Here is a 25376-nt window from a genome sequence, read left to right on the forward strand (position 1 = left end):
CGAAGCCACCCGCCCCCGCGAGAGGCATCCCGCCAAGTCACCCTCGCAAACGCAGCATGACGACGCCGCATTGCAGCATCGCCTCCCGCGCGCGCCGCCGCAAGCCCCTTCCGCATGGCGGAAATATCCCCGCCGCAAGCGCAGGCGCGCGCCCGCCGGACATGAGAAGGCCCGCGCCAGAGGTGGCGCGGGCCGATCCGGACCTGCGATGGACGCCCCTTACTCGCCCGAGTCGGCGGCTTTCTTCGCAGGAGCCTTCTTCGCCGTGGTCTTCTTGGCGGTGGTTTTCTTCGCGGTCGTCTTCTTGGCGGCGGTCTTCTTGGGTGCGGCCTTCTTCTTGCCGGACTTCGCGGCCTTCTCGGCGATCAGCTCGAGCGCCTGTTCCATGGTCACGCTGTCCGGCTCGGTGTCCTTGGGCAGGGTGGCGTTCACCTTCTCCCATTTCACGTAGGGCCCGTAGCGCCCGTCGAAGATGGCGATCTTGCCGCCGTCCGGGTGATCGCCCAGCTCCTTCAACGCCTTAGCCGCGGCGCGGCCGCGGCCGCCGGGATTCGCCCGCTTCTCGGCCAGCATCTCGACCGCGCGGTTCATGCCGATCTCGAAGACATCCGCCGGATCCTTGAGGTTGACGTAGGTCGGCTTCGCGTCGTCGGGAAGCTGGTGCATGATGTACGGGCCGAAACGCCCGAAGTTGCTCGACACCATGCCGCCCTCGGGGTGTTCACCCACCTCGCGCGGCAGCGACAGCAGCACCAACGCCTTCTCCAGCGTCATCTCGTCCTTGGACCAGCCGCGCGGCAGCGAGGCCCGCGGCGGCTTCTTGTTCTCGGGGGTCGGCTCGCCGCGCTGCACGTAGGGGCCGAAGCGCCCGGCCTTGAGCCAGATCTCGTCGCCCTGATCCTCGCCCAGCAGACGCTCGTCGCCCTCGGCCCCCTCGCCCGCGATCGGACGGGTGTAGGTGCACTCGGGGTAGTTGCCGCAACCGACGAAGCCGCCGGTGCGCGAAGTCTTGAGGTGCAGCTGCCCGGTGCCGCACTTGGGGCAGACGCGCGGGTCGGAGCCGTCCTCGCGCGGCGGATAGAGCTGCGGCGCCAGCGCGTCGTCGAGCACGTCGAGCACCTCGGAGATGCGCAGCTCGGAGGTCTCGGAGATCGCCGCCGAGAAGTCACGCCAGAATTTGCCGAGCAGCGCCTTCCAGTCCATCTCGCCCGCCGAGACCTCGTCGAGCTCGTTCTCCAGCTCGGCGGTGAACTCGTAGCCCACGTACTTGCGGAAGAAGTTGAGCAGGAAGATCGTGACGATCCGGCCCTTGTCCTCGGGGATCAGGCGGTTCTGCTCTTTCTTGACGTACTCGCGGTCCTGGATGGTGGTGATCACCGACGCATAGGTCGACGGACGCCCGATGCCCAGCTCCTCCATGCGCTTGACCAGCGTCGCCTCGGTGTAGCGCGGCGGCGGCTGGGTGAAGCTCTGGGTGCCCAGGACAGCATTGTTGTCGGCCAGGATCGACGAGACGCCCGAGGCGGCGGTGGCGCGCTCGGCCGCCTTCTCGTGCTGCGCTTTCAGACCGGACTTGGCGAAGGCCGCGGTCTCGCCCTGCATGATCTGCGGCAGGCGCTTGTCGTCATCGTCGGCAACGTCGTCGCGACCCTCTTCGTAGACCTTGAGGAAACCGTCGAACACCACGACCTGGCCGGTGGCGCGCAGACCGACCTGCTGGTCGTCCGAACCGATCTCGACCGTGGTGCGCTCGAGTTTCGCCGCTTCCATCTGGCAGGCCAGCGTGCGCTTCCAGATCAGGTCGTAGAGCTTGCGCTGGTCATCCTCGCGCAGCTTCAGATCGCCCGCGTCGCGGGTCATGTCGGTCGGGCGGATACACTCGTGCGCTTCCTGCGCGTTCTTCGCCTTGTTCTTGTAGATGCGCGGGCTGCCGGGCACGTATTCCTTGCCGAAGCGATCGCCAATGGCCTCGCGGCAGGCGGTCACCGCCTCGGGGGCCATGTCGATGCCGTCGGTCCGCATGTAGGTGATGTGCCCCGCCTCGTAGAGCCGCTGCGCCGCGTTCATGCAGGCCCGCGCGCCCATGCCGAACTTGCGGCTCGCCTCCTGCTGCAGGGTCGAGGTCATGAAAGGGGCCGAGGGGTTGCGGGTGCTGGGCCGCGCCTCGACCGAGAGGATCTTCAGAGCACGCTTGGCCACCGCCTGCACCGCCATCTCGGCCTGCGTGGCGTTTTCAAGGTCGTAACGGTCGAGCTTCTTGCCGGCGAGCGTGGTCAGCCGGGCCTCGAACTCCTGCCCGCGCGGGGTCGAGAGCAGCGCCTTCACCTGCCAGTATTCGCGGGGATTGAAGGCCTCGATCTCCATCTCGCGCTCGACGATGAGCCGCAGGCAGACCGATTGCACGCGGCCCGCGGATCGCGCGCCCGGCAGCTTGCGCCAGAGCACCGGCGAGAGGTTGAAGCCGACGAGGTAGTCGAGCGCGCGGCGGGCGAGATAGGCCTCGACCAGCGGCGCGTCGATCTCGCGCGGGTTCTTCATCGCCTCGGTGACCGCGGCCTTGGTGATCGCGTTGAAGGTCACGCGGCTGACCGCCGTGTCCTTCTTGATCGAGCGGCGCTTGGTCAGTGCCTCCTTCAGGTGCCACGAAATCGCCTCGCCCTCGCGATCGGGGTCGGTCGCGAGAATGAGCGCGTTGTCGCTTTTCAGCGCCTCGGCGATCGCGGAGACGTGCTTGCGCGAGTCGTTCGCGATCTCCCATTTCATGTCGAAGTCGTGCTCGGTGTCGACCGATCCGTCCTTCGGAGGCAGGTCGCGCACGTGGCCGTAGGAGGCGAGCACCGTGTAGTCGGATCCCAGATACTTGTTGATTGTCTTGGCCTTGGCCGGGGATTCGACGACGACGACGGGCATAAATGAGACCTCATTGCAACGCTGTGCTCAAAACGGCTTGCCTGCCGCTATGGCGGCGCAAGATGTGGGACGCAAGGGGGAAATGTCAATGTGGCCCGCTCACGGGGCCCTTGCAACACGGGCGAATTGCCACGAATTCGCGCCGCTCCGCGGCTCAGGACGGGCGGCTCAGCAGACCGCCGGGCAGGCGATCGAGCCGGCCTTCGAGTTCCAGATCGGTGAGCGCCGGGGCGATCTGGCCCACCTGCCCGCCAAGGTCGCGGATCACCTGATCCTCCGGCACCGGCACCGGGCCGAGCCGGTCGAGGATGCGCTGGTGCAGCGCCAGCGTCTCGGCGCGGCTGCGCCGCTCGGGCGGCGGCGGCGGGATCTCCTCGATCACCTCGGTGATGTCGGGCGGCTCCGGTCGCGCCAGCGCCTCGATCACGTCCTCGGCATGGCGCACCAGCCGGGCGCCGTCGCGCAGCAGCAGATTGCAGCCCCCGGCCCGTCCGTCGAGCGGGTGGCCGGGCACCGCCATGACCTCGCGCCCCTGGTCGAGCGCGCAGCGCGCGGTGATCAGCGAGCCCGACTTCACCGCGGCCTCGACCACCACGACGCCCTGAGCCATGCCCGAGACGATGCGGTTGCGGGTTGGGAAATGCCGCGCCTGCGGCTGCACGCCCATGGGCTGTTCGGAAAGCAGCACGCCGCGCGCCCGGATCTCGGCCGCGAGGCGCGCGTTCTCCTTGGGGTAGACCACGTCGACCCCGCCCGCCATGACCGCCGCCGTGCCGCCCTCGGCACCGATCTCCGCACCGGCCTTCGCACCGGCCCCAAGCGCCGCGCGATGCGCCTCGGCATCGATGCCGCGCGCGAGCCCGGAGACCACGAGCCAGCCCGCCTCGGCCAGCCCCCGCGCCAGTTGCCGCGCCGTGCGCGCCCCGAGCGAGGAGGCATTGCGTGCCCCCACAAGGGCCACGGCAGGCCGGCGCAGAAGCGCCCCCTGCCCGACTACCCAGAGCAACGGCGGCGCATCTTCCATCTCGGCCAGCCCCGGCGGGTAGTCCGGCGCACCGCGAAACACCAGCCGCGCCCCGGCGCGCGCGCCCGCCGCCAATTCCGCCTGCACGACCGCCTCGGGACAGACCCTGTACCCCTCGACTCCGGCCTCGGCCGCCACCGCGGGCAGCGCCGCTAGTCCGCCCGCAGCCGAGCCATGTTCGGCCAGCAGCCGCCAGAAGGTCGTCGGACCCACGCGGCGCGAGCGCAAGAGACGGAGCCAGTCCATCCGGTCGGCTTCCGTGGTGGGTGGGAGTGGGGGGTGGTTGGAAGTCTGTGTGGGCCCGGTCATCCTGATCCCGCCTCTTGCGAGATCCTCTCTACCCGATGACTGGTTAAGCAAGCATGAAGTCGGCCGGTCGACGCGGCCTGCCCTTCTTCTCTTTCAAAATACGCCGGGGAGCGCGAGGGGCAGCGCCCCTCGCCTTTCGGAGATGTGCTGCGCCTTCGGCGCCGATCCTTGGTGCACCGCCCTCGGCGCCGGTCCTTGGTGCCGCGCCTTCGGCGCGAGGGGCAGCGCCTCTCGTACATGCAGGCACCATGGCCGCGTTCAGCTGCCGGCGCCGCCCACGGTGAGCCCGCCGATCATCACCGTCGGCTGCCCCACGCCCACCGGCACCCATTGCCCCTGCTTGCCGCAGTTGCCCATGCCCGGGTCGAGCGCCATGTCGTTGCCGAGCGCCCGCACGTGCTGCAGCGCCGTGGCGCCGTCGCCGATCAGCGTCGCGCCCTTCACCGGCGCGCCGACCTTGCCGTTCTTCACCCGGTAGGCCTCGGTGCAGGAGAAGACGAACTTGCCGTTGGTGATATCCACCTGCCCGCCGCCGAAGCCGACGGCCCAGATGCCGTCCTCAAGATCCGCGACGATGTCCTGCGGGTCGGCGTCGCCGCCCTCCATGATGGTGTTGGTCATCCGCGGCATGGGCGCATGCGCATAGCTCTCGCGGCGGCCGTTGCCGGTGGCCTCCACCCCCATCAGCCGGGCGTTCTGCCGGTCCTGCATGTAGCCCACGAGGATGCCGTCCTCGATCAGCACGTTGCGCGCCGAGGGCGTGCCCTCGTCATCCACCGAGATCGAGCCGCGACGGTCCGGCATGGTGCCATCGTCGACCACGGTGACGCCCGGCGCGGCGACGCGCTGGCCCATGAGCCCGGCGAAGGCGGAGCTGCCCTTGCGATTGAAATCGCCCTCGAGCCCGTGCCCCACCGCCTCGTGCAGCAGGATCCCCGGCCAGCCCGGCCCGAGCACGATGTCCATGACGCCGGCTGGCGCATCCTCGGCCCGCAGGTTCACCAGCGCCACACGCAGCGCCTCGCGCGCCTGCGCCTGCCACGCCGAGGGCTCCAGCAGCCCGTCCAGCAGGTAGCGCCCGCCTCCCGAGGCCGCGCCCTGTTCGCGGCGGCCGTTCTCCTCGACGATGACGCTCACCGTGACGCGGGTCATCGGCCGCACGTCAGAGACCAGCCCGCCCTCGGGGCGCAGGATCGCGACCTCCTGGCAGGAGGCGGCGATCGTGGCGGTCACCTGCACCACGCGCGGATCGAGGTCGCGGGCGAAGGCGTCGATCTCGCGCAAGGTCTCGAGCTTCACCGAGAAGCTGTGCCCGGCGATCGGATCGGCATCGGTGTAGAGCTTGCGGTTGGTGCCCGCGGGCGGCGGGGCGAGCACCCCGCCGCCATCGCCGACCGCCAGCCGTGCAGTCTCGACGGCACGCGAGATCGCCTGTTCGGAGATCTCGGTGGAATGGGCATAGCCCGCCACCTCGCCGCGCACCGCGCGCAGGCCGAAGCCCTCGGAGGCGTCGTAGCTGGCGGTTCTGATTCGCCCGTCGTCGAGCACCAGCGCCTCGCCGCGGCGGCGTTCGAGGAACAATTCGCCGTCATCGGCCCCCGCGACAGCGTTACGCAGTTGCCCCAGGGTCCGCTCCAGATCGAGGGCCGTTTCAAAGGGCCGGAAAGGGCTTTCGCTCATGTGGTCTTCCTTTTAGATTTGATCTGGATCAAAAAAGTGCGCTTTTGCCGCAAGCGTTCATCTTTATTTGATGGGCGCAATGTGCTTTTTAAAGTCCACAACAACAGGGAGGAGGCTCTTCGGGCGGCGGCTCGGGGGTGAATCCTCCTGTCCGCAGAGAAGAATGACAACCGGATCAGGTGATACATGCGTAAACTTTCGATGCTGAAGGGCCTCGCGACCGGCACCCTCGCCGCAGCCTTGGCCGCGCCCGCCCTGGCGCAGGACTCGCTGGAACTGGTCGGCCACCCGCAGGCGGGCGGCACCGGCTTCCAGCCCGCCTCGACCGAGCTGGCGCGCGATCTTCAATGGCTCGACGGGATGCTGCTCGTGATCATCACCGCGATCTGTATCCTGGTTATCGCGCTGCTCGCCTTCGCGGTGCTGCGCTTCAACGGCAAGTCCAACCCGAACCCCAAGAGCTTCACCCACAACACCCCGCTGGAGATCGCCTGGACGCTCGGTCCGATCGTCATCCTCGTGGTGATCGGCGCCTTCTCGCTGCCCGTGCTGTTCAAGCAGCAGGAAATCCCCGAGGGCGATGTGGTCATCAAGGTGACCGGCTACCAATGGTACTGGGGTTATGAATACGTCGGTACCGACCTCGCCTACGACGGCTACATGATCGGCGCCCCGGCGACGGGCGGCGACAACCGCATGAACCCCGAGGTTTCGGCGCAGCTTCAGGACGCCGGCTACAGCGACTCCGAGTTCCTGCTCGCCACCGACAGCGCCGTGGTGGTTCCCGTCGGCAAGACTGTGGTCATGCAGGTGACCGGCGCCGACGTGATCCACTCCTGGACCATCCCCGCCTTCGGCGTAAAGCAGGACGCCGTTCCGGGCCGCATCGCCGAGCTGTGGTTCAAGCCCGAGCGCGAAGGCGTGTTCTTTGGCCAGTGCTCGGAACTCTGCGGCATCAGCCACGCCTACATGCCGATCACCGTCAAGGTGGTCAGCCAGGAAGCCTATGACGCCTGGCTCGCCGCCTCGCAGGAGGACGGCGGCTACGTCGACGTGCGCCAGTTCCTGGCCGCGTCCTAACCCCTTTGCAACAAGGCGGCGCGCTCGAGGAGGAGGGCGCGCCGCCAAGACCTGAATCGAGACCAAGATGAGCGACCTCACCACCAACACGGCAGCCCCGGCAGTCCGCGCGTCCGAGTATGATGCGCAGTTCGGCGACTATTTCGCCCTGCTCAAGCCGCGCGTCATGACCTTGGTGGTTTTCACCGCCTTCGTCGGCCTGCTGGCCGCGCCGGTCCCGGTTCACCCCTTCGTCGGCTTCTGCGCCATCCTGTTCATCGCCGTCGGCGGCGGCGCCTCCGGCGCGCTGAACATGTGGTGGGATGCCGACATCGACGCCGTGATGAAGCGCACCGCCAAGCGCCCGATCCCCTCGGGCCGCGTGGAGCCGGGCGAGGCGCTGGCCATCGGCCTCGCGCTCTCGGGCTTCTCCTGCGTCTTCCTCGCGCTCGCCACCAACGTGCTGGCCGGCGGTCTGCTGGCCTTCACCATCTTCTTCTACGTAGTGATCTACACCATGTGGCTGAAGCGCTCGACGCCGCAGAACATCGTCATCGGCGGCGGCGCGGGCGCCTTCCCCCCGATGATCGGCTGGGCCGCCGCGACCGGATCGGTCAGCGTCGAGGCCGTGCTGATGTTCTGCCTGACCTTCATGTGGACGCCGCCGCACTTCTGGGCGCTCGCGCTGTTCATGCGCTCCGATTACGACGATGCGAAGGTGCCGATGCTGACCGTGACCCACGGCCGCCGGTCGACCCGCAAGCACATCCTCGTCTACACCATCCTGCTGGCGGCGCTGGCCATCGGCACCGGCTTCACCTCGGTGGGCGGTCCGATCTACCTGGCCGTCGCGCTGGTGCTGAACGTGCTCTTCCTCAAGGGCGCCTGGGACATTTTCCGCCGCGACGAGACCATGTCGGAAGCGGACAACTTCAAGACCGAGAAGAGCTTCTTCAAGCTCTCGCTGCTCTACCTCTTCGCGCACTTCGGCGCGATCCTGGTCGAGGCAGGGCTGGCGCGCTTCGGCATCGACCTGCTGGGAGGCTTTTGATGGGCATCGCGCACGAGCATGAGCTGCACCAGCGCCGCCGCGGCCGCAATATCGGCGTGGGTCTGACCCTCGCCGCCTTCATTGCGATCGTCTTCGGGCTGACCCTGGTGAAGATCGGCTCGGGCGACTTTTCCGCATCGACCGCACCGCAGGGCGCGGAATCCGGCGCAGGTGAGGTGCAGAGTGGCAACTAAGGGGACGACAAAAACCCTCTGGTCGCTGATCGGCGTGGTGGTCTTCATGGGCGCCATGGCCTGGGCAGCGGTGCCCTTCTACAACTGGTTCTGCCGGGTCACCGGCTATGGCGGCACCACCAATGTCGCCACAGGGGACTCCTCGCAGATCCTCGAGCAGACCATCAAGATTCGCTTCGATGCCTCGAAGGACCGGGGCATGCCCTGGGAGTTCAAGCCGATGCAGACCGAGATGACGCTGCGCATCGGCGAGGATGGGCTGGCCTTCTACGAGGCGTACAATCCCACCGATCGCCCCATCGCCGGGCAGGCCGCCTACAACGTGGCCCCCTTCGATGCCGGTGCCTATTTCAACAAGATCGAGTGCTTCTGCTTCACCGAGCAGGTGCTCATGCCCGGCGAGCGGGTGGAAATGCCGGTGAGCTTCTACGTCGACCCCGAGATCGTCAACGATCCCGACGCGAAGTTCGCCAAGCACATCACGCTCAGCTACACTTTCTACGAGATCGACCTGCCAGAGGAGACGCAGGCCGCTCTCGCCAAAGAAGAAGCGGACACCAGTTCCGTGAACTGACCGCCTGACCAACGAGGGAAACGAGATGGCGCATGCAAAGAACCACGACTACCATATCCTGCCCCCATCAGCCTGGCCGCTGATCGGCTCGGCCTCGGCCTTCGTCATGCTGTTCGGCGCGGTGCTGTGGATGCACGACAGCGGGCCGTGGATCTTCCTCGCCGGCTTCGTCGGCGTGCTCTACACGATGTTCGGCTGGTGGTCCGAGGTGATCGTGGAAAGCCGCGTCGGCGATCACACCCCGGTGGTGCAGATCGGCCTGAAATACGGCTTCATCCTGTTCATCATGTCCGAGGTGATGTTCTTCCTCGCCTGGTTCTGGTCGTTCTTCAAACACGCGCTCTACCCGATGGGTCCGAACTCGCCGGCGGTCGACGGCGTCTGGCCCCCCGCCGGGATCGAGACCTTCGACCCCTGGCACCTGCCGCTGATCAACACGCTGATCCTGCTCTGCTCGGGCGCCGCCGTGACCTGGGCGCACCACGCGCTGGTGCACGAGAACAACCGCGAGGACATGAAGTGGGGCCTGACCATCGGCATCGCCCTCGGCGTGCTCTTCACCATTTTCCAGGCCTATGAGTACAGCCACGCGGCCTTCGGCTTCTCGGGCAACATCTACGGCGCCAACTTCTTCATGGCGACCGGCTTCCACGGCATGCACGTGATCATCGGGACGATCTTCCTCTTCGTCTGCCTGCTGCGGCTGATGAAGGGCGATTTCACCCCCGACAAGCACGTCGGCTTCGAGGCCGCGGCCTGGTACTGGCACTTCGTCGACGTGGTCTGGCTGTTCCTCTTCGCCTCGATCTACATCTGGGGCGGCTGAGCCTTCCCGCTCCAAAGGCCCCGCGGTCTTCCAGCATTGCAGACGCCCGCCGCTTTCGGCGGGCGTTTCGCGTCTGCCCCGGCGCCGCGGTGCTGGCCCGCGTCCGGCAGGCGTATTTGGGAAGAGAAGAAGCATGGGCGCTCCCCGCCCCTCTTCTTTTACCAAATACGCCGGGGTGGCTGCGGCGCAACGGCAGAGGCGCGAAGCCCCTGCGCCTTTGCCGCAGTTGTGCCCGGGCGGGCCTTGGCGGCTCAATCGCGCCTTGATGTGCCCCGCGCAGAGGCGCTAAAGCAGGCAGGACGCGCAGGCGCCCCCGACACTCGACCGAACCCCGGAACCGGACTTACTTGACCCGCTACCTCGCTCCTTTGCTTTTCGGCCTGATCGGCGCCGCGATCCTCGTATCGCTGGGCAGTTGGCAGCTGCGCCGGCTCGAGTGGAAGCAAGCCGTGCTGGCCGAGATCGAGGCGCGCATTTCCGGCCCGGCAGAGCCCCTGCCCCGGATGATCTCGCCCGACGAGCAGCGTTACCAGCCCGTCGCCCTGCAGGGCGAGATCCTGCCCGGCGAGATCCGCGTGCTGGTCAGCCAGAAACAGGTCGGCGCGGGCTACCGCATCATCTCGCCGTTGCGGGTGGAGGGCGCGCCGAGCGGGCCGCGCCTGCTGCTGCTCGACCGCGGCTTCACCGCCGATGCCGACAAGGACGCCGCCCGCAGCACAGGCCCGGTCACCGTGACCGGAAACCTGCACTGGCCCGACGATCGCAACAGCTCGACGCCGGAAAACGACCTCGACGCCAATATCTGGTTCGCCCGCGACATCGGCGCAATGGCCGAGGTGCTGCAGACCGAACCCCTGCTCGTCGTGGCGCGCGAGATCGACCCCGCCGACCCCAGGATCCAGCCGCTGCCGGTCAGCCCCAGCGGCATTCCCAACGATCACCTGCAATATGCCATCACCTGGTTCTCGCTGGCCGTGGTGTGGCTGATCATGACCGGCTATTACATCCGCCGGCAGTCCAAGACAGGAAAGGCCTGAGCCCCCATGAGCTCCATGCGCTATATCTCGACCCGTGGCAAAGCCCCCGCGCTCAGCTTCGAAGAGGCCATGCTCTCCGGCCTCGCCCGCGACGGCGGCCTCTACGTGCCCGAGACCGTGCCGGTGATGACCCCCGGCGACATCCGCGCGCTGAACGGCCTGTCCTACGAGGAAGTCGCCTTCCGCGTCATGCGCCCCTTCGTCGGCGACAGCTTCAGCGACGAGACCTTCGGCGACCTCATCTCCAAGGCCTATGCCGGTTTCGGCCACAACGCCCGCGCGCCGATGGTACAGTTGGCGCCGAACCACTTCCTGCTGGAGCTGTTCCACGGCCCGACGCTGGCGTTCAAGGACTTCGCCATGCAGCTCATCGGCCAGCTCTTCCAGGAGGCGCTGACCCGCCGCGGCGAGCGCGTCACCATCGTCGGCGCCACCTCGGGCGACACCGGCTCGGCGGCGATCGAGGCCTTCAAGGGGCTCGACGCGGTGGATGTCTTCATCCTCTTCCCGCATGGCCGTGTCTCGGAGGTGCAGCGCCGCCAGATGACCACGCCCTCGGAAGCCAACGTCCACGCGCTGGCGCTCGACGGGCATTTCGACGACTGCCAGGCCAAGCTCAAGGACATGTTCAACGACTTCACCTTCCGCGACGAGGTGCGGCTGGCGGGCGTGAACTCGATCAACTGGGCCCGCGTGCTGGCGCAGGTGGTCTACTACTTCTCTTCGGCGGTCTCGCTCGGCGCGCCTGACCGCAAGGTCAGCTTCACCGTGCCCACCGGCAACTTCGGCGACATCTTCGCGGGCTACATCGCCAAGAAGATGGGCCTGCCGATCGACCGGCTGGTGGTGGCGACCAACCAGAACGACATCCTGCACCGCTGCCTGTCGACCGGCGACTACCAGACCTCGGAGGTGCACCCGTCGATCAGCCCGTCGATGGACATCCAGGTCAGCTCGAACTTCGAGCGCGCGCTGTTCGACGCCTACGGCCGCGACGGCGCCGCCGTCGGCCAGCTCATGGACGAGCTGAAGGCGGGCGGCTTCCACGTCTCGCAAGGCGCGCTGCAGGCGCTGCGCGAGCATTTCGAGAGCGGCCGCGCCTCGGAGGAAGACACCCTCGCCACCATCGCGCAGGCGCGCGAGACCATGGGCGAGCTGCTCTGCCCGCACTCCGCCATCGGCGTGAAGGTGGCCGAGGAGCACCGCAGCCCGTCGGTGCCGATGATCACCCTTGCCACCGCGCATCCGGCGAAGTTCCCCGACGCCGTCGAGAAGGCCAGCGGCATCCGCCCGCCCCTGCCGGCGCGCATGGCAGACCTCTTCGACCGCCCCGAGCGCGTCACCCGCGTGCCCAACGATCTGGCGGCACTCGAAACCCTCATCCGGGAGCGTATCTCCAAGTGACCGTGCAACTGACCACCCTGAAGAACGGCTTCCGCATCGTCTCGGAGCGCGTGCCCAGCCTGCAATCCGCCTCGCTCGGCATCTGGGTCACCGCCGGTGGCCGCAACGAGCGGCTCGAGCAGAACGGCATCGCGCATTTCCTCGAGCACATGGCCTTCAAGGGCACGAAGACCCGCAGCGCGCTGCAGATCGCCGAGGCGATCGAGGACGTCGGCGGCTACATCAACGCCTATACCTCGCGCGAGGTGACCGCCTACTACGCCCGCGTGCTGGAGAACGACACCCGGCTCGCGATGGAGGTGATCGGCGACATCCTGATGAACCCGATCTTCGAGCCCAAGGAGATCGAGACCGAGCGCCACGTGATCCTGCAGGAGATCGGCCAGGCGCTCGACACGCCGGACGACGTGATCTTCGACTGGCTGCAGGAGCGCGCCTACACCGACCAGGCGCTCGGGCGCACGATCCTCGGCGAGGCGGCCAACGTGAAGGCCTTCGGCCGCGACGATCTGGCGGCCTTCGTGCAGGAGCATTACGGCCCCGGCCAGATGATCCTCTCGGCCGCGGGCGCGGTCGACCACGAGGCGCTGGTGGCGCAGGCCGAGGCGCTCTTCGGCCACATGGCGCCGCGCAAGGCGCCCGGCGCCGAGAACGCGCGCTTCACCGGCGGCGAGATCCGCCGCGAAAAGACGCTCGAGCAGGCGCATATGGCGCTGGCCTTCGAAGGGCCGGGCTACCGCGACCCCAGCTTCTACACCGCGCAGATCTACTCGATCGCGCTGGGGGGCGGCATGTCCTCGCGGCTGTTCCAGGAAATTCGCGAGAAGCGCGGCCTGTGCTACACGATCTTCGCGCAGACCGGCGCCTACAGCGAAACCGGCCTCGCGACCGTCTACGCCGGCACCTCGGGCGAAGAAGTGGGCGAGCTGGCACGGCTGACCATCGACGAGATGAAGCGCGCCGCCGACGACATGTCCCCCGAGGAGGTCGCCCGCGCCCGCGCGCAGATGAAGGCCGGGCTGCTGATGGGGCTCGAAAGCTCCTCGAGCCGCGCCGAGCGCATGGCGCGCATGGTGCAGATCTGGGGCGAGGTGCCGCCGATCGAGGAGACCGTCGAGAAGATCGACAATGTCACCACCGGCGACGTGCGTGACTTCGCCGAGAAGATCGCTGCAGACGCCCCCGCCGCCCTGGCGCTCTACGGGCCGGTCGGCAGCGCGCCGGGCCTCGACGAGCTGCAGGCACAGCGGGCCGCCTGATGCTGGGTCGGCGGCGGAAGTTCAGGCTCGACAGCGAGCGCCTGATCCTGCGCCCGCCGATGCATGGCGATTTCAACGCCTGGGTCGCGCTACGGCTGCAAAGCAAGGAGTACCTCACCCCCTGGGAGCCGTCCTGGGCCGAGGATCACCTCTCGCGGCGCGCCTTCACCAACCGCGTCTACTGGGCGCAGCGCTCGATCAACGCGGGCTCGGCGGTGCCGCTCTTCCTTGTCCGGCGCGAAGATTCGGTCCTGCTCGGGGCGATCACCCTCGACAATATCCGCCGCGGCCCGGCGCAGTCGGGCACCCTGGGCTACTGGACCGGCCAGCCCTTTGCCCGCCACGGCTACATGCGCGAGGCCATCGCCGCGCTGGTGCACCATGCCTTCGCCGACATGGACCTCAGCCGGATCGAGGCCGCCTGCCTGCCGGAGAACGTCGCCTCGCGCGGGCTGCTGGAAAGCTCCGGCTTCAAGTACGAGGGCGTGGCGCAGAGCTACCTGCAGATCAACGGCCGCTGGCGGACCCACGTTCTCTACAGCGCGCTGCGGCTGGACCGGCGCGGGCGCACGCAGGTGGGCTGAGGCCGGCCGGGGCCGCGCGGTCCCGATTTGCCCAAAGCTTACCCCACGTAAATTTTAAGCCCGCGCTGCGCGCTCCCGGTCTAGGCTGGCCCTGAAAGGAGCCCCGCCATGCCGCGTTCTGTCCTCGCCGCCGCCGTCGCGCTGATCCCGCCGCTGAGTGCCCCCCTGCCCGCCGAGGCGCAGGAGCGCCGCGCCTCCCATTGCATCGCCATCGCCGACGCCGCACCGGGGATGCGCTACGTGCACAAGGCCGCCTGGACCGATCCGGTGCCCGAGTATTCGGTGCGCATCCAGTATCTGTCGCACGCCGCCTTCCTGATCCAGACCCGTGGCGGGCTCAGCGCGGTGACCGATTTCACCGGCTACATCGGCAATGTGCCGATGATCCCCGACGTGGTCACCATGAACCACGCCCATACCAGCCACTGGACCGCCAACCCCGACCCGGCGATTCCGCATGTGCTCGAGGGCTGGGGCGATTTCGGCGAAGGCATCGAGCATCACCTCGACCTCGGCGAGATCCTGGTGCGCAATGTCTCGACCGATATCCGCTCCGCCTATGGCGGCACCGAGAAGAAGGGCAATTCGATCTTCGTCTTCGAGGTCGAGGGGCTCTGCATCGGCCATCTCGGCCACCTGCACCACGAACCGAGCGATGCCCAATACGCGGCGCTCGGGCGGATCGACGTGCTGATGGTCCCCGTCGACGGCGGCATGACCATGCCGCTCGACGACATGGTGCGCGTGGTCGAACGGCTGCGCAGCTCGGTGATCCTGCCGATGCACTGGTTCTCGGGCGCCTCGCTGGAACGTTTCGTCGCGGATGTGTCGGACACCTTCCCGGTCGAGCGCCGCGACAGCTCCGAGCTGGTCATCGGCCTGCGCAGCCTGCCACCGCAGCCGACGGTCATGGTGCTGCAGCCCGAATGGCTCAGCGAATGAGACTCCAGTCGTGCTGGACGTCGCCCCCCGGCGTCGCCAGTATGGCCGGGCGCCGCCCTGCCGCGGTGCCGATACAGGAGCCCCGCGCCATGCCCCTCTCTCATGCCCTCTGCCAAGTCCTCTGCGCCGCAGGCCCTGCAACATGCTGAAATCCGTGGTCTTCGATCTCGACGGCACGCTGATCGACAGCGCGCCCGACCTGCACCGCGCCGCCAATGTCGTGCTGCGCAGCGAGGGGCTGCCCGAGATCACCTTCGCGCAGGCCCGCAGCTTCATCGGCAAGGGCGCCTCGGTGCTCATCGCGCGCGTGGTCGAGACCGTGGGGCTGGCAGATGATCCCGAGGCGCATCCCCGCCTGCTGGGCAAGTTCATGCACGAATACGAGCGCGATCCCGCGCTGACGGTGCTCTATCCCGGGGTGATCGACGCGCTGGCGCGGCTGGAGCTGCTCGGCTGCGCGATGGGGCTCTGCACCAACAAGCCCGAGGCCCCCACTCATATCGCGCTGAGGCACTTCGGGCTCGACCGCCACCTGCGCGCCGTGGCCAGCGCCGACACCCTGCCGGTGCGCAAGCCCGATCCCGCGCCGCTGATGAAGGTGATGCAGGATCTCGGCGGGCCCGGCCTCTACGTCGGCGACAGCGAGGTCGACGCCGAGACCGCCGAGCGCGCCGGCCTGCCCTTCGCGCTCTTCACCGAAGGCTACCGCAAGGCGCCGGTGGAGGCACTGACCCACGCCTATGCCTTCGATCACTGGGACCAGCTTCCCGGCATCGTGGCGCAGCACTTCGGCGCGCTCGAGGCCTGAGGCGCTCGGCGCTCAGCGCTTGACGGCGATCAGGTCGATCAGCGCCGAGCGCCCGACGTGCCCCTGCCCCTCGCGGATATCGAGTTCGTAATCCTCGAGCACCTGCACCTTCATGTCGGCAAAGGCCTTGCGCAGCATGCCCGCGGAATAGAGGTTCTCGGCCACGCCCGGCCCGCCGGTGCCGTATTGCAGCTGCCGCGGCGTGTAGCCGTGAAGCAGCAGCACGCCGCCGGGTTTCAGCGCCTGCTTCATCTTGTCGAAGAGCATGGCCCGCCCCTCGGGGCCGACGAACTGGATGAAGATGCCGACCACCAGATCGAACTCCGCCACCGGCCACGTCCAGTCGAAGACGTCCTGCACCGAAAAATCCACGTCCACCCCGCGTTCGGCGGCCAGCCGTCGCGCCTTGTCCACCGCGGGTGCGGAGCCATCGAAGGCGGTGACCTTCAGCCCCTGACGGGCGAGATGCACCGAATTCCGCCCTTCGCCATCGGCAACGCAGAGCGCCTTGGCGCCCGGCTTCAGCCAGTGGTTTCGGCGGATCAGAACGCCCGACGGTTCGGTTCCATAGACGTAATCCTCGACGGCATATCGTTCGTCCCACATGGGCGATGCTCCTGAAAAATATATACGTTTCAGATAGAAATTCGCCCTAGGGCGGCAAGCATGCGGCAGTTCGTTCACGCCCTTTTGTCATTGACCCCGGGGCGGCGCGCTTGCGAGAACATGACTCCATATAGCACGAAAGCGCCGCAAGTCGCGGCACAGAAGGGAAGACCCGCGCGATGATCCGCCGTCCGATGCGCAACTGGCTGCCGCTTGGCCTTGCCGCAACCCTCGCCGTCACAACTCCGACCCTTGCCCTCGCCGAGGCGGACCCTGCCGACTGGGACGCCGTCGTTGCCGAAGCCGAGGGGCAGACCGTCTACTGGAACGCCTGGGGCGGGGCCGAGAACGTCAATGCCTTCATCGACTGGATCGGCGCGCTGGCGCAGGACGAGTACGGCGTCACGCTTGAACACGTGAAGCTCTCGGACACCGCCGAGGCGGTGAGCCGGGTGCTGGCCGAGAAGAGCGCCGGCAAGGACGACGGCGGCGCCATCGACCTCATCTGGATCAACGGCGAGAACTTCGCGGCGATGAAGCGGCAGGGGCTGCTCTATGGTCCGTGGTCTGAGGCGCTGCCGAACTGGCAGCTCACCGACCCCGAGGCCAATGCCGCGCTGACCGCCGATTTCACCGTGCCTACCGAGGGGCTGGAAAGCCCTTGGGGCATGGCGCAGTTGGTCTTCTACCATGACACCGCCCGCCTGCCCGAGCCGCCGCGCAGCATGGCGGCGCTGGCGGATTGGGCCGCGCAGAATCCCGGCCGTTTCACCTACCCGCAGCCGCCGGATTTCCTCGGCTCGACCTTCCTCAAGCAGGCGCTGATCGAGCTGACGCCGGACACAGGCGCCCTGTCGCAGCCGGTCGACGAGGCCGACTATGAGGCCGCCACCGCCCCGCTCTGGGACTGGCTGGATGCGTTGACGCCGAACCTCTGGCGGCAGGGCAAGGCCTACCCGCAGAACGCCCAGCGGATGATCCAGTTGATGGCCGACAGCGAGATCGACATTGGATTCGAGTTCAACCCCAACGCCGCCTCCAACGCCATCGCCAACTTCCAGCTTCCGGACACGGTGCGCAGCTTCGTCCTCGAGGGCGGCTCGCTGGGCAATGCCAGCTTCGTCGCCATCCCCTACAACGCCAATGCTAAGGCGGGCGCCATGGTGATCGCCAACCTGCTGCTCTCGCCGCAGGCGCAGGCGCGCATGGCCAGCCCCGACGAGCTCGGCTTCGGCACCGTGCTGGCGATGGACGAGCTGTCGGACGCGGAGGTCCGGCTCTTCGACGAGATCCCCGTCGGCATCGCCACGCTCACCCCCGAGGAGCTGGGCCCCACCCTGCCCGAGCCGCACCCGTCCTGGATGGAGAAGCTCGAAGAGGACTGGACCGCGCGCTACGGCGTGGCCCCCTGAGTGGCCCGCTAGGTGGCCTTCTCGCTGACCCGCGCGGCGCCGGCCCTCACGCTGCTGGCGCTGCTCGGGCCGGTGGCGGCGGGTCTGGCGGGCACCCTCGCCCCGGCCTTCGGCCTGATGCCGGCGCTCGGCGGGACCGAAGCCAGCCTTGATCCCTTCCGCGCCCTGCTGGGCTGGCCGGGGCTGCCGCGCGCGGCCACCCTGTCGCTGTTCACCGGGCTCGCGGCGACGCTGGTCTCGCTGGCGCTGACGGTGCTGATCTGCGCCGGGTGGCAGGGCACGCGGGCCTTCGCCGCGCTCGAACGCGCGCTGTCGCCGCTGCTCTCGGTGCCGCATGCCGCCGCCGCCTTCGGCCTCGCCTTCCTCATCGCCCCCTCGGGTTGGATCGCCCGGCTGATCGCCCTGCCGTTGGGATGGGAGCGCCCGCCGGACGTGCTGATCCTGCAGGATCCGTGGGGGCTGTCGCTGATCGCCGGGCTGGTGGTGAAGGAGATGCCGTTCCTGCTGCTGATGACCCTCGCCGCCCTGCCCGCGCTGCGCCCGGCGCAGAGCCTCGCCACGGCGCAGGCGCTCGGCTACGGGCGGGTCACCGCCTGGTTCAAGGTGATCCTGCCGCGGCTCTACCCGCAGGTCCGCCTGCCGGTCTACGCGGTGCTGGCCTTCTCGGTCTCGGTGGTCGACGTGGCGATGATCCTCGGCCCCGGCACGCCGCCGCCGCTGGCGGTGCAGGTGCTGAAATGGATGAACGATCCCGACCTCGCGATGCGCTTCCGCGCCGCCGCCGGGGCGCTGCTGCTGCTGGCGCTGACCTTGGCCGCCCTGCTGCTCTGGCGCGGCGGAGAGATCGCGCTGGCGCGCCTCTCGGCCCGCTGGCTGGTGGCCGGAGGGCGCGGCCACGCCGAACGGATGCTGCGCGGGCTGGGCCTTGGCCTCGGCGCGCTCTCGGCGGCGCTGGTGCTCTTGGGGCTGGTCGGGCTGGCGGCCTGGTCCTTTGCCGGCCTCTGGCGCTTTCCGGAGCTGCTGCCGCAGGGATGGACCCTGCGCAGCTGGATGCGCCATGGCCCCGAGTTGCTGGCGCTCTTCGGACAGACCTTGCTGATCGCCGCCACGTCGTCCGGCATCGCCATGATCCTCACCACCGCCTGCCTCGAGGCCGAGCAGCGCCATGGGCTGCGACCCGGCACCCGGGCGCTCTGGCTGCTCTACCTGCCGCTGCTGGTGCCGCAGATCGCCTTCCTACCCGGGCTGCAGGTGGCCGGACTGCTCACCGGGCTCGACGGCACGCTGGCGGCGGTCATCGCCGTGCACGTGGTCTTCGTGCTGCCCTATGCCTTCCTGTCGCTGTCGGATCCCTACCGCGCGCTCGACCCGCGCTACGCCGCAGTCGCCCACGCGCTGGGACGGGGCCCGAGCGCCACTTTCTGGCGCGTGCGCCTGCCGATGCTGCTGCGCCCCTGGCTCACCGCTGCCGCGGTCAGCGCCGCGGTGAGCGTCGGGCAGTACCTGCCGACCCTGCTGATCGGCGGAGGCCGCGTGCCGACCCTGACCACCGAGGCGCTCGCGCTCGCCTCCGGCGGCGATCGCCGGGTCATCGGGGTGACAGCGCTGGCGCAGACCTCTGCTGCCTTCCTGTCCTTCGCCCTGGCGCTGCTGATCCCGGCGCTGGCCTGGCGCAACCGGCGGGGGATGCGGCATGGATAAGGGACTGGTCTTCGACCACCTGCGCATCGCCCACCACGGCGCCGCCCTGCTGGCGCTCGACGCGACCGTCGCGCCGGGCGAGGTGCTGACCGTCATGGGCCCCTCCGGCTCGGGCAAGTCCACCCTGCTCGCGGCGATCATCGGCACGCTGGCGCCGGGGTTCACGCTGTCCGGACGGATCACGCTTGATGGCACCGAGATCACCCGGCTGCCCCCCGAGCAGCGCCGCACCGGCATCCTGTTCCAGGACGAGCTGCTGTTCCCGCACCTCTCGGTCGGCGGCAACCTTGGCTTCGGCCTGCCGCCGCGCCTGCGCGGCAGGGCCCGGCGCGAGAAGATCGACGCTGCGCTGCGCGATATCGGCCTCGAGGGCTTCGCCAAGCGCGATCCGGCCACGCTCTCGGGCGGTCAGAAGGCGCGGGTGGCGCTGATGCGCATGCTGCTTGCGGAGCCCCGCGCCTTGCTGCTCGACGAGCCCTTCTCCAAGCTCGATGCGGCCCGACGCGGCCAGATCCGCGCGCTGGTCTTCGAGCGGGCGCGGGCGCAGGGCCTGCCGGTGCTGCTGGTGACCCACGACCCCGAGGATGCCGCGGCGGCCGGCGGCCGGGTGATCACCCTCGGTTGAGCCCCCTTGCGGGCCGCGCCGATCCGCGAAAGGGTCGGCACGGGAGAGAGTCTTTGGGAGGAGACACACCTTGGAAATCGGACTGGACCTCGGCACCAGCTCGGTGATCGGCCTGCTGTGCGATGCCGGTGTGCCCCGCGCCGAGGCGCGCCGCCCGCTCACCACCGCCTCGCCCATGCCCTACGCGTCGGAGCAGGATCCCGAGGACTGGTGGCAGGCCGCCCGCGCGGTGCTGGGCGAGCTGGTCGCGCCCCTGCCGGAAGCAAGACGAAAAGGCATCAAGGCCATCGCCCTCTCGGGCCAGATGCACGGCGCGGTGCTGCTCGATGCGGCGGGCGAGGTGCTGCGCCCGGCCATGCTGTGGAACGACGGCCGCGCCCATGCCCAATGCGCGGCCCTGCAGCAGGCGCTGCCCGAGATCGGCACGCTTGCGGGTGTCCCGCCCCTGCCCGGTTTCACCGCCCCGAAGCTGCTCTGGCTGGCGCGGCACGAACCGGAGACCCACGCCCGCATCGCGCATGTGCTGCTGCCCAAGGACTACCTCGGCCTGCGGCTGCATGGTGGCTACGCCACCGACCCCTCGGACGCTGCGGGAACGCTCTGGTTCGACCAGGCGCAGCGGCGCTGGTCGGGCGATCTCTGCGCCGCCTCCGCGACCGACCCGGACTGGCTGCCGCCGGTGCTGGAGGGCGCCCAGGTCGCCGGACAGATCCTGCCGCGGCTCGCCGCCGAGCTCGGCCTCTCGCCCAAGCTGCAGATCGTCACCGGGGGCGGCGATGCGGCCACCGGCGCGGTCGCGGTGGGCGCGGTGGAGGATGGCACCGGGCTCATATCGCTCGGCACCTCGGGGCAGTTCCTGCTGGCCGGCAATGCATATCGCCCCAATCCCGGGGCCTTCGTCCATGCCTTCGCCCATACCCTGCCGGAACGGTGGTACCAGATGGCGGCGATGCTCAACGGCGCGCGCCCGATGGCCTGGTTCGCCGGGGTCTCCGGCGCCGAGATCGGCGCGCTGCTGCAGGAGGCGGCGGAGGTCCCCGAGACCCGCGTGCCGCTCTTCCTGCCCTATCTCACCGGCGAGCGCAGCCCGCATGGCGACCCGCACATCCGCGGCGGCTTCTTCGGGCTCGAGGACAGCACGTCCCGCGCCGCGATGATGCGCGCGGTGGTCGAGGCGGTGGCCTTCTGCTTCGCCGACGCGGTGCAAAGCTTCGGCCCCGCCGCGCAGGGGCTCGCGCCGCTGCCCGCGCTCGGCGGCGGCGCGCAGAGCGACCTGCTGCTACAGAGCGTCGCCGATGCCAGCGGGCTGAGCCTCTTCCGTCCCGAGGGCGCCACCAGCGGCCCCTCGCTGGGCGCCGCGAAGCTGGCGGCGCTGGCCACCGGGGCGCTGTCGCGCGGTGATCTGGCACGGCGCCCCGAGGCGCGCGAGGTCTTCACACCTCGCGCACCGGCGGCTCTGCAGGACCGTCTGGAAAGCTGGCGCGCGCTCTACCGCGCGCTGAAGCCGCTCGCGGCGCCGCGCTGACCCGCGCGATCAGGCCCGCTTCAGCCGCTCCTCGATGGCCTGGGCATAGTCGGCCATGCGCACCCGGAACTTCTTTTCGAGGTTGGCCCGCGCCAGCTTCAGCGACTGCACCATAAGCCGGGCCGAGAGCGTCTTGGGCTTCAGCTCGAGGTCCATTGCCACCCGCGTGCGGCTGCGCGAGAGCGCCACGAACTCGATCCGCGTCAGCACCTCGAGCCCGTCCGTCAGGCTGCGGTAGACCAGCAGGTTCGGCGCGTCCTCTTCCACCAGCGTGATATCGGCGGAGCGTGCCTTGCCACGGAAGTTGAACACCGCGTGCCAGGCATGGCTGCCCTGCCCCGCCGGGCTGATCCGCCGCAACTCGATGCCGCGGCGCATGATCTGACGCTCGAGATGCTCGAAATTCGTCGCCTCCGCGTAGACCCGTTCGAGCGGAACCTCGATGTCTTCCTTGGTGGAGATGTCCATTGCCTGCCTCGTCTACCCGTTTTTCACTCGTTACCGCTGCATCTTGGCTTAATCGAGGCGGTCCGCAAGCCAGTTGCGCAGCAGATGGTTGGCAATCGAGCCGCGCCGCGCCGGCAAAATACCCGGCTCGAGCCCGGCAAAGGCGTCGGCGAGCCGCTCGCGGCTGACCCATTGCGCGTGCTCGATCTCGACCGGGTCGATGGTGATCTCCTCGCTCGACGCCTCACCGCGGCAGCCAAGCATCAGCGAGGACGGCCAGGGCCAGGGCTGGCTGGTCAGCAGCTGCACCGCGCCGACCGAAACGCCGGTCTCCTCCATCACCTCGCGGCGCACCGCCGCCTCGACCGTCTCGCCGGGCTCGATGAAACCGGCGAGGCAGGAGTACATCCCCTCGGGCCAGCCCGGAGCCCGCCCGAGCAGGCAGGCATTGCCGCGGGTGATCAGCATGATGACCACCGGATCGGTGCGCGGAAAATGCGATGCGCCGCAATCGCGGCAGACGCGCTGCCAACCCGATTGAGTGACGTCCGACGCTTGCCCGCAGCGGGCGCAGAACCCATGTGTGTCGTGCCAGCCGAGGATCGCCTTGGCCGTCGCGGCCAGCTCGGCATCGCGCGGGGTGAGCGCCATGAGCAATGTGCGCAGCTCGACGAAGCGCGCGCCCTCCGGTGCGTCGGGGTGGACCTGCACGCTGGGATCGACAAAGCCCTCTTCCTGCGGCGCATCGGGCTCCCAGGCGGAAATGTCGTAGGCCAGAACCACCTCGCCGTCTTCACGCCCGAGCAGCACCGGCCGCGCCCGGGCCGCGCCGAGCAGCGGGTGATCGAGCGGCAGCCGAACAAGCGCGGCGCAGGCCTCGCCGCGCGCCGCGTCATCGGCGATCAGCGGCTTGCCGCGCCAGGATACAATGCCGCGCGCACCCGGGCGCTGCATCAGCGCCGCGAGGCCCGGGATGTCGCCGCGCAGCTCCGCCGCCCGGTCGAGCCCCGATCCGCCGAATGTCACCTCTTCCGCCTGCCGCATGCCCTGCCTCCTGATGGTCGGGCAAGGGATGGCATGCAGCGCGCGCAGTGGCAACCGATGCGCCCTTGCGCGATGCCGGAGCGAGGGGCGCTGCCCCTCGCGCTCCCCGGGCGTATTTGCAAAGAGAAGAAGGGCGAAAGAAGGCTTTGCTTCTTCTCTTTCCAAATACGCAGCGGCGCCGCGCCCCGCCGCGCCAAAGGCGCGATGCACAGGGACAATGCACAGCGACGATGCACAGGCACCATGCACAGGCACGCAGCGTCATCCGACGATATGGCACCCCGCGCTTGGCAAGCGTTGCAAGACTGTCTTGAAGCTGCACTATTCCGCGCAGCGACGACACTCGAAGGAGAGCAAGATGCGCATGTTTCCCCAGACCCCGATCAGCCGCCGAGGCTTTCTCGCCGGCAGCGCCGCGAGTGGAGCGCTGATCGCGCTGCACCCCTATTCGGCCCGGGCCGCGGCCAACCAGGCGCACCTGCGCATCATGGAGACCACCGACCTGCACGTGCACGTCTTCCCCTACGATTACTACGCCGACAAGCCGGTCGACACCGTCGGTCTGTCGCGCACTGCCTCGATCATCGAGAGCATCCGCGCCGAGGCCACCAACACGCTGCTGGTCGACAACGGCGACTTCCTGCAGGGCAACCCGCTGGGCGATTACATCGCCTACGAGCGCGGCATGAAGGACGGCGACATGCACCCGGTCATCACCGCGATGAACACGCTGGGCTACGACGCGGGCACCATCGGCAACCACGAGTTCAACTACGGGCTCGGCTTCCTCGAGAAATCCGCCGCGGGCGCGAACTTCCCCATCGTCCTCGCCAACATCGCCAAGACGCAGGGCGCCACCCCGCGTGAGGACCAGACCCTGTTCAAGCCCTACGTGATCCTCGACCGCGAGATCACCGACGGCGCCGGCACCACCCATCCGATCCGCGTCGGCATCATCGGCTTCACCCCGCCGCAGGTGATGAACTGGGATCGCAAGCACCTCGAGGGCAACGTCGCGGCGCGCGACATCGTCACCACCGCCGAGGCCTGGGTGCCGCAGATGAAGGAAGAGGGCGCCGAGATCATCATCGCGCTCTCGCATTCCGGCATCGGCGCGGCGCAGCACGAGGACGGCATGGAGAACGCCTCGGTGCCGCTGGCCGCCGTCGAGGGCATCGACGCGTTGATGACCGGCCACAGCCACCTCGTCTTCCCCTCGGCCGATTACGACGGGCGCGATGCAATCGACCTCTCCGCCGGCACGATCCACGGCAAGCCCGCGGTCATGGGCGGCTTCTGGGGCTCGCACATGGGGCTCATCGACCTGCTGCTCGAGCGCGACGGCAACGCATGGAAGGTGGTTTCCACCACCTCCGAGGCGCGCCCGATCTACGAGCGCGGCGAGGACCGCAAGGTCACCGCGCTGGTCGAGGACGACCCGGAGGTGCTCGGGTCCATCCGCCCCGAGCACGAGGCGACGCTGGACTACGTGCGCCGCGCCGTGGGCGAAACCTCGGCGCCGCTCTATTCTTACTTCGCGCTGGTGGCGGATGACCCCTCGGTGCAGATCGTCTCGATCGCGCAGAGCTGGTACATCGCACAGATGATGAAGGGCACCGAGTACGAAGGGCTGCCGATCCTCTCGGCGGCGGCGCCGTTCAAGGCCGGAGGCCGCGGCGGGCCGGAATATTACACCGACGTGCCCGCGGGCCCGGTGGCGATCAAGAACGTCGCCGACCTCTACCTCTATCCCAACACGGTACGCGCGGTGAAGGTGAACGGCGCGCAGATCAAGGGCTGGCTGGAGCGCTCGGCGGGCATGTTCAACCAGATCGGGCCCGGCGCCACCGATGCGCCGCTGCTCAACCCCGACTTCCCGAGCTACAACTTCGACGTGATCGACGGGGTGACCTACCAGATCGACCTGTCGCAGCCGGCGATGTTCGACCGCGAGGGCAACGTGGTGAACGGGGATACCAACCGCATCGTCAACCTGAGCTACAACGGCGCACCGGTCGATCCCGAGGCCGAGTTCATCATCGCCACCAACAACTACCGCGCCTCGGGCGGCGGCAGCTTCCCCGGCGCCAAGGGCGACACCATCGTCTTCGAGGCGCCGGACACCAACCGCGACGTCATCGTGCGCTACATCGTCGAGCAGGGCACCATCAACCCGAGCGCCGACGACAACTGGAGCTTCGCGCCGATGGAAGGCACCACGGTGCTCTTCGAGACCGGCCCCAAGGCGCGCGACTACATGGAGAGCGTGGCGCTCGACATCGAGGACGCGGGCGACAATGCGGACGGCTACGCGCAGTTCCGCGTCAAGCTCTGACCCCGATCGGGGGCGCGGCC

The 25376-nt window shown here is 68.8% G+C and carries 22 protein-coding genes; 16 read left to right on the forward strand and 6 right to left on the reverse strand.

Annotated elements, in window-relative coordinates; all coding sequences use genetic code 11:
• Window positions 1-219: 219 nt before the first annotated feature.
• The 3 genes from topA to tldD form a co-directional block, all read right to left on the reverse strand.
• Window positions 220-2910 (reverse strand): type I DNA topoisomerase, encoded by a 2691-nt coding sequence (topA, locus tag LC039_RS04765; RefSeq protein ID WP_226621918.1) that lies wholly within the window; start codon window positions 2908-2910, stop codon window positions 220-222.
• A gap of 154 nt (window positions 2911-3064) precedes the next feature.
• Complete coding sequence (gene dprA, locus LC039_RS04770; protein ID WP_413463810.1) at window positions 3065-4243, reverse strand: DNA-processing protein DprA; 1179 nt, start codon at window positions 4241-4243, stop codon at window positions 3065-3067.
• 258 nt (window positions 4244-4501) lie between these two features.
• On the reverse strand, window positions 4502-5923 hold the full coding sequence (gene tldD, locus LC039_RS04775; protein ID WP_226621920.1) for a metalloprotease TldD: 1422 nt from the start codon (window positions 5921-5923) through the stop codon (window positions 4502-4504).
• Between the two features lie 186 nt (window positions 5924-6109).
• Between tldD and coxB the strand changes: the two genes are divergently transcribed.
• The 11 genes from coxB to gph all read left to right on the forward strand — a co-directional run bounded on the left by coxB (window position 6110) and on the right by gph (window position 15661).
• Window positions 6110-7003 carry a cytochrome c oxidase subunit II gene (coxB, locus tag LC039_RS04780; RefSeq protein WP_226621921.1) on the forward strand — a complete coding sequence of 298 codons (894 nt, stop codon included), beginning with the start codon at window positions 6110-6112 and terminating at the stop codon, window positions 7001-7003.
• A gap of 67 nt (window positions 7004-7070) precedes the next feature.
• The gene (gene cyoE, locus LC039_RS04785; RefSeq protein ID WP_226621922.1) at window positions 7071-8033 is read left to right on the forward strand and encodes a heme o synthase; all 963 of its coding nucleotides are present in this window, start codon (window positions 7071-7073) and stop codon (window positions 8031-8033) included.
• Window positions 8033-8227, forward strand: coding sequence for a hypothetical protein (locus tag LC039_RS04790; RefSeq protein ID WP_226621923.1), 195 nt, complete (start codon window positions 8033-8035; stop codon window positions 8225-8227). The genes cyoE and LC039_RS04790 overlap by 1 nt, the downstream gene beginning before the upstream one ends.
• Window positions 8217-8801 carry a cytochrome c oxidase assembly protein gene (locus LC039_RS04795; protein ID WP_226621924.1) on the forward strand — a complete coding sequence of 195 codons (585 nt, stop codon included), beginning with the start codon at window positions 8217-8219 and terminating at the stop codon, window positions 8799-8801. The genes LC039_RS04790 and LC039_RS04795 overlap by 11 nt, the downstream gene beginning before the upstream one ends.
• Window positions 8802-8826: 25 nt before the next feature.
• Window positions 8827-9627: a cytochrome c oxidase subunit 3 gene (locus tag LC039_RS04800; protein ID WP_226621925.1), complete on the forward strand. Its 801-nt coding sequence runs from the start codon at window positions 8827-8829 to the stop codon at window positions 9625-9627.
• A 347-nt stretch (window positions 9628-9974) separates the two neighbouring features.
• Window positions 9975-10664, forward strand: coding sequence for an SURF1 family protein (locus LC039_RS04805; protein ID WP_226621926.1), 690 nt, complete (start codon window positions 9975-9977; stop codon window positions 10662-10664).
• A gap of 15 nt (window positions 10665-10679) precedes the next feature.
• The gene (gene thrC, locus LC039_RS04810; RefSeq protein WP_226622373.1) at window positions 10680-12068 is read left to right on the forward strand and encodes a threonine synthase; all 1389 of its coding nucleotides are present in this window, start codon (window positions 10680-10682) and stop codon (window positions 12066-12068) included.
• Window positions 12065-13327, forward strand: a complete 1263-nt coding sequence (locus LC039_RS04815; RefSeq protein WP_226621927.1) for a M16 family metallopeptidase — start codon at window positions 12065-12067, stop codon at window positions 13325-13327. Before thrC ends, LC039_RS04815 begins: the two co-directional genes overlap by 4 nt.
• Window positions 13327-13911 carry a GNAT family N-acetyltransferase gene (locus tag LC039_RS04820; RefSeq protein ID WP_226621928.1) on the forward strand — a complete coding sequence of 195 codons (585 nt, stop codon included), beginning with the start codon at window positions 13327-13329 and terminating at the stop codon, window positions 13909-13911. Before LC039_RS04815 ends, LC039_RS04820 begins: the two co-directional genes overlap by 1 nt.
• Before the next feature lie 108 nt (window positions 13912-14019).
• Window positions 14020-14853 carry an MBL fold metallo-hydrolase gene (locus LC039_RS04825; protein ID WP_226621929.1) on the forward strand — a complete coding sequence of 278 codons (834 nt, stop codon included), beginning with the start codon at window positions 14020-14022 and terminating at the stop codon, window positions 14851-14853.
• 142 nt (window positions 14854-14995) lie between these two features.
• Window positions 14996-15661, forward strand: a complete 666-nt coding sequence (gph, locus tag LC039_RS04830; RefSeq protein ID WP_226621930.1) for a phosphoglycolate phosphatase — start codon at window positions 14996-14998, stop codon at window positions 15659-15661.
• A gap of 12 nt (window positions 15662-15673) precedes the next feature.
• On the opposite strand, the gene LC039_RS04835 is transcribed toward gph, so the two are convergent.
• Window positions 15674-16267 (reverse strand): SAM-dependent methyltransferase, encoded by a 594-nt coding sequence (locus tag LC039_RS04835; protein ID WP_226621931.1) that lies wholly within the window; start codon window positions 16265-16267, stop codon window positions 15674-15676.
• A gap of 179 nt (window positions 16268-16446) precedes the next feature.
• Between LC039_RS04835 and LC039_RS04840 the strand changes: the two genes are divergently transcribed.
• The 4 genes from LC039_RS04840 to xylB all read left to right on the forward strand — a co-directional run bounded on the left by LC039_RS04840 (window position 16447) and on the right by xylB (window position 21530).
• Entirely contained in the window at window positions 16447-17679 is a 1233-nt protein-coding gene (locus LC039_RS04840) for an ABC transporter substrate-binding protein (protein ID WP_413463811.1), read from the forward strand.
• Window positions 17680-17691: 12 nt separating this feature from the next.
• Window positions 17692-19380, forward strand: a complete 1689-nt coding sequence (locus LC039_RS04845) for an ABC transporter permease (protein ID WP_226621932.1) — start codon at window positions 17692-17694, stop codon at window positions 19378-19380.
• On the forward strand, window positions 19373-20005 hold the full coding sequence (locus tag LC039_RS04850) for an ATP-binding cassette domain-containing protein (protein WP_226621933.1): 633 nt from the start codon (window positions 19373-19375) through the stop codon (window positions 20003-20005). The genes LC039_RS04845 and LC039_RS04850 overlap by 8 nt, the downstream gene beginning before the upstream one ends.
• 70 nt (window positions 20006-20075) lie before the next feature.
• A complete protein-coding gene (xylB, locus tag LC039_RS04855) occupies window positions 20076-21530 on the forward strand; it encodes a xylulokinase (protein ID WP_226621934.1) in 1455 nt (484 codons plus the stop codon).
• A gap of 9 nt (window positions 21531-21539) precedes the next feature.
• Here the strand turns inward: xylB and LC039_RS04860 are convergent, their stop codons facing one another.
• A complete protein-coding gene (locus LC039_RS04860; protein ID WP_226621935.1) occupies window positions 21540-21998 on the reverse strand; it encodes an SRPBCC family protein in 459 nt (152 codons plus the stop codon).
• 48 nt (window positions 21999-22046) lie between these two features.
• Window positions 22047-23021, reverse strand: coding sequence for an NAD(+) diphosphatase (gene nudC / locus LC039_RS04865; RefSeq protein ID WP_226621936.1), 975 nt, complete (start codon window positions 23019-23021; stop codon window positions 22047-22049).
• Between the two features lie 358 nt (window positions 23022-23379).
• Here nudC and LC039_RS04870 point away from each other — a divergent pair, with 358 nt between their 5' ends.
• Window positions 23380-25356: a bifunctional 2',3'-cyclic-nucleotide 2'-phosphodiesterase/3'-nucleotidase gene (locus LC039_RS04870; RefSeq protein WP_226621937.1), complete on the forward strand. Its 1977-nt coding sequence runs from the start codon at window positions 23380-23382 to the stop codon at window positions 25354-25356.
• Window positions 25357-25376: the final 20 nt, after the last annotated feature.

The organism is Alloyangia pacifica (assembly GCF_020524285.1).
Classification (GTDB): Bacteria; Pseudomonadota; Alphaproteobacteria; order Rhodobacterales; family Rhodobacteraceae; genus Salipiger; species Salipiger pacificus_B.

Coding starts and splice junctions, on each gene's coding strand:
- topA (WP_226621918.1), bottom strand. CDS start 2,910: ATGCCCGTCGTCGTCGTCGAATCCCCGGCCAAGGCCAAGACAATCAAC.
- dprA (WP_413463810.1), bottom strand. CDS start 4,243: ATGACCGGGCCCACACAGACTTCCAACCACCCCCCACTCCCACCCACC.
- tldD (WP_226621920.1), bottom strand. CDS start 5,923: ATGAGCGAAAGCCCTTTCCGGCCCTTTGAAACGGCCCTCGATCTGGAG.
- coxB (WP_226621921.1), top strand. CDS start 6,110: ATGCGTAAACTTTCGATGCTGAAGGGCCTCGCGACCGGCACCCTCGCC.
- cyoE (WP_226621922.1), top strand. CDS start 7,071: ATGAGCGACCTCACCACCAACACGGCAGCCCCGGCAGTCCGCGCGTCC.
- LC039_RS04790 (WP_226621923.1), top strand. CDS start 8,033: ATGGGCATCGCGCACGAGCATGAGCTGCACCAGCGCCGCCGCGGCCGC.
- LC039_RS04800 (WP_226621925.1), top strand. CDS start 8,827: ATGGCGCATGCAAAGAACCACGACTACCATATCCTGCCCCCATCAGCC.
- thrC (WP_226622373.1), top strand. CDS start 10,680: ATGCGCTATATCTCGACCCGTGGCAAAGCCCCCGCGCTCAGCTTCGAA.
- LC039_RS04820 (WP_226621928.1), top strand. CDS start 13,327: ATGCTGGGTCGGCGGCGGAAGTTCAGGCTCGACAGCGAGCGCCTGATC.
- LC039_RS04825 (WP_226621929.1), top strand. CDS start 14,020: ATGCCGCGTTCTGTCCTCGCCGCCGCCGTCGCGCTGATCCCGCCGCTG.
- gph (WP_226621930.1), top strand. CDS start 14,996: ATGCTGAAATCCGTGGTCTTCGATCTCGACGGCACGCTGATCGACAGC.
- LC039_RS04835 (WP_226621931.1), bottom strand. CDS start 16,267: ATGTGGGACGAACGATATGCCGTCGAGGATTACGTCTATGGAACCGAA.
- LC039_RS04840 (WP_413463811.1), top strand. CDS start 16,447: ATGATCCGCCGTCCGATGCGCAACTGGCTGCCGCTTGGCCTTGCCGCA.
- LC039_RS04850 (WP_226621933.1), top strand. CDS start 19,373: ATGGATAAGGGACTGGTCTTCGACCACCTGCGCATCGCCCACCACGGC.
- LC039_RS04860 (WP_226621935.1), bottom strand. CDS start 21,998: ATGGACATCTCCACCAAGGAAGACATCGAGGTTCCGCTCGAACGGGTC.
- nudC (WP_226621936.1), bottom strand. CDS start 23,021: ATGCGGCAGGCGGAAGAGGTGACATTCGGCGGATCGGGGCTCGACCGG.
- LC039_RS04870 (WP_226621937.1), top strand. CDS start 23,380: ATGCGCATGTTTCCCCAGACCCCGATCAGCCGCCGAGGCTTTCTCGCC.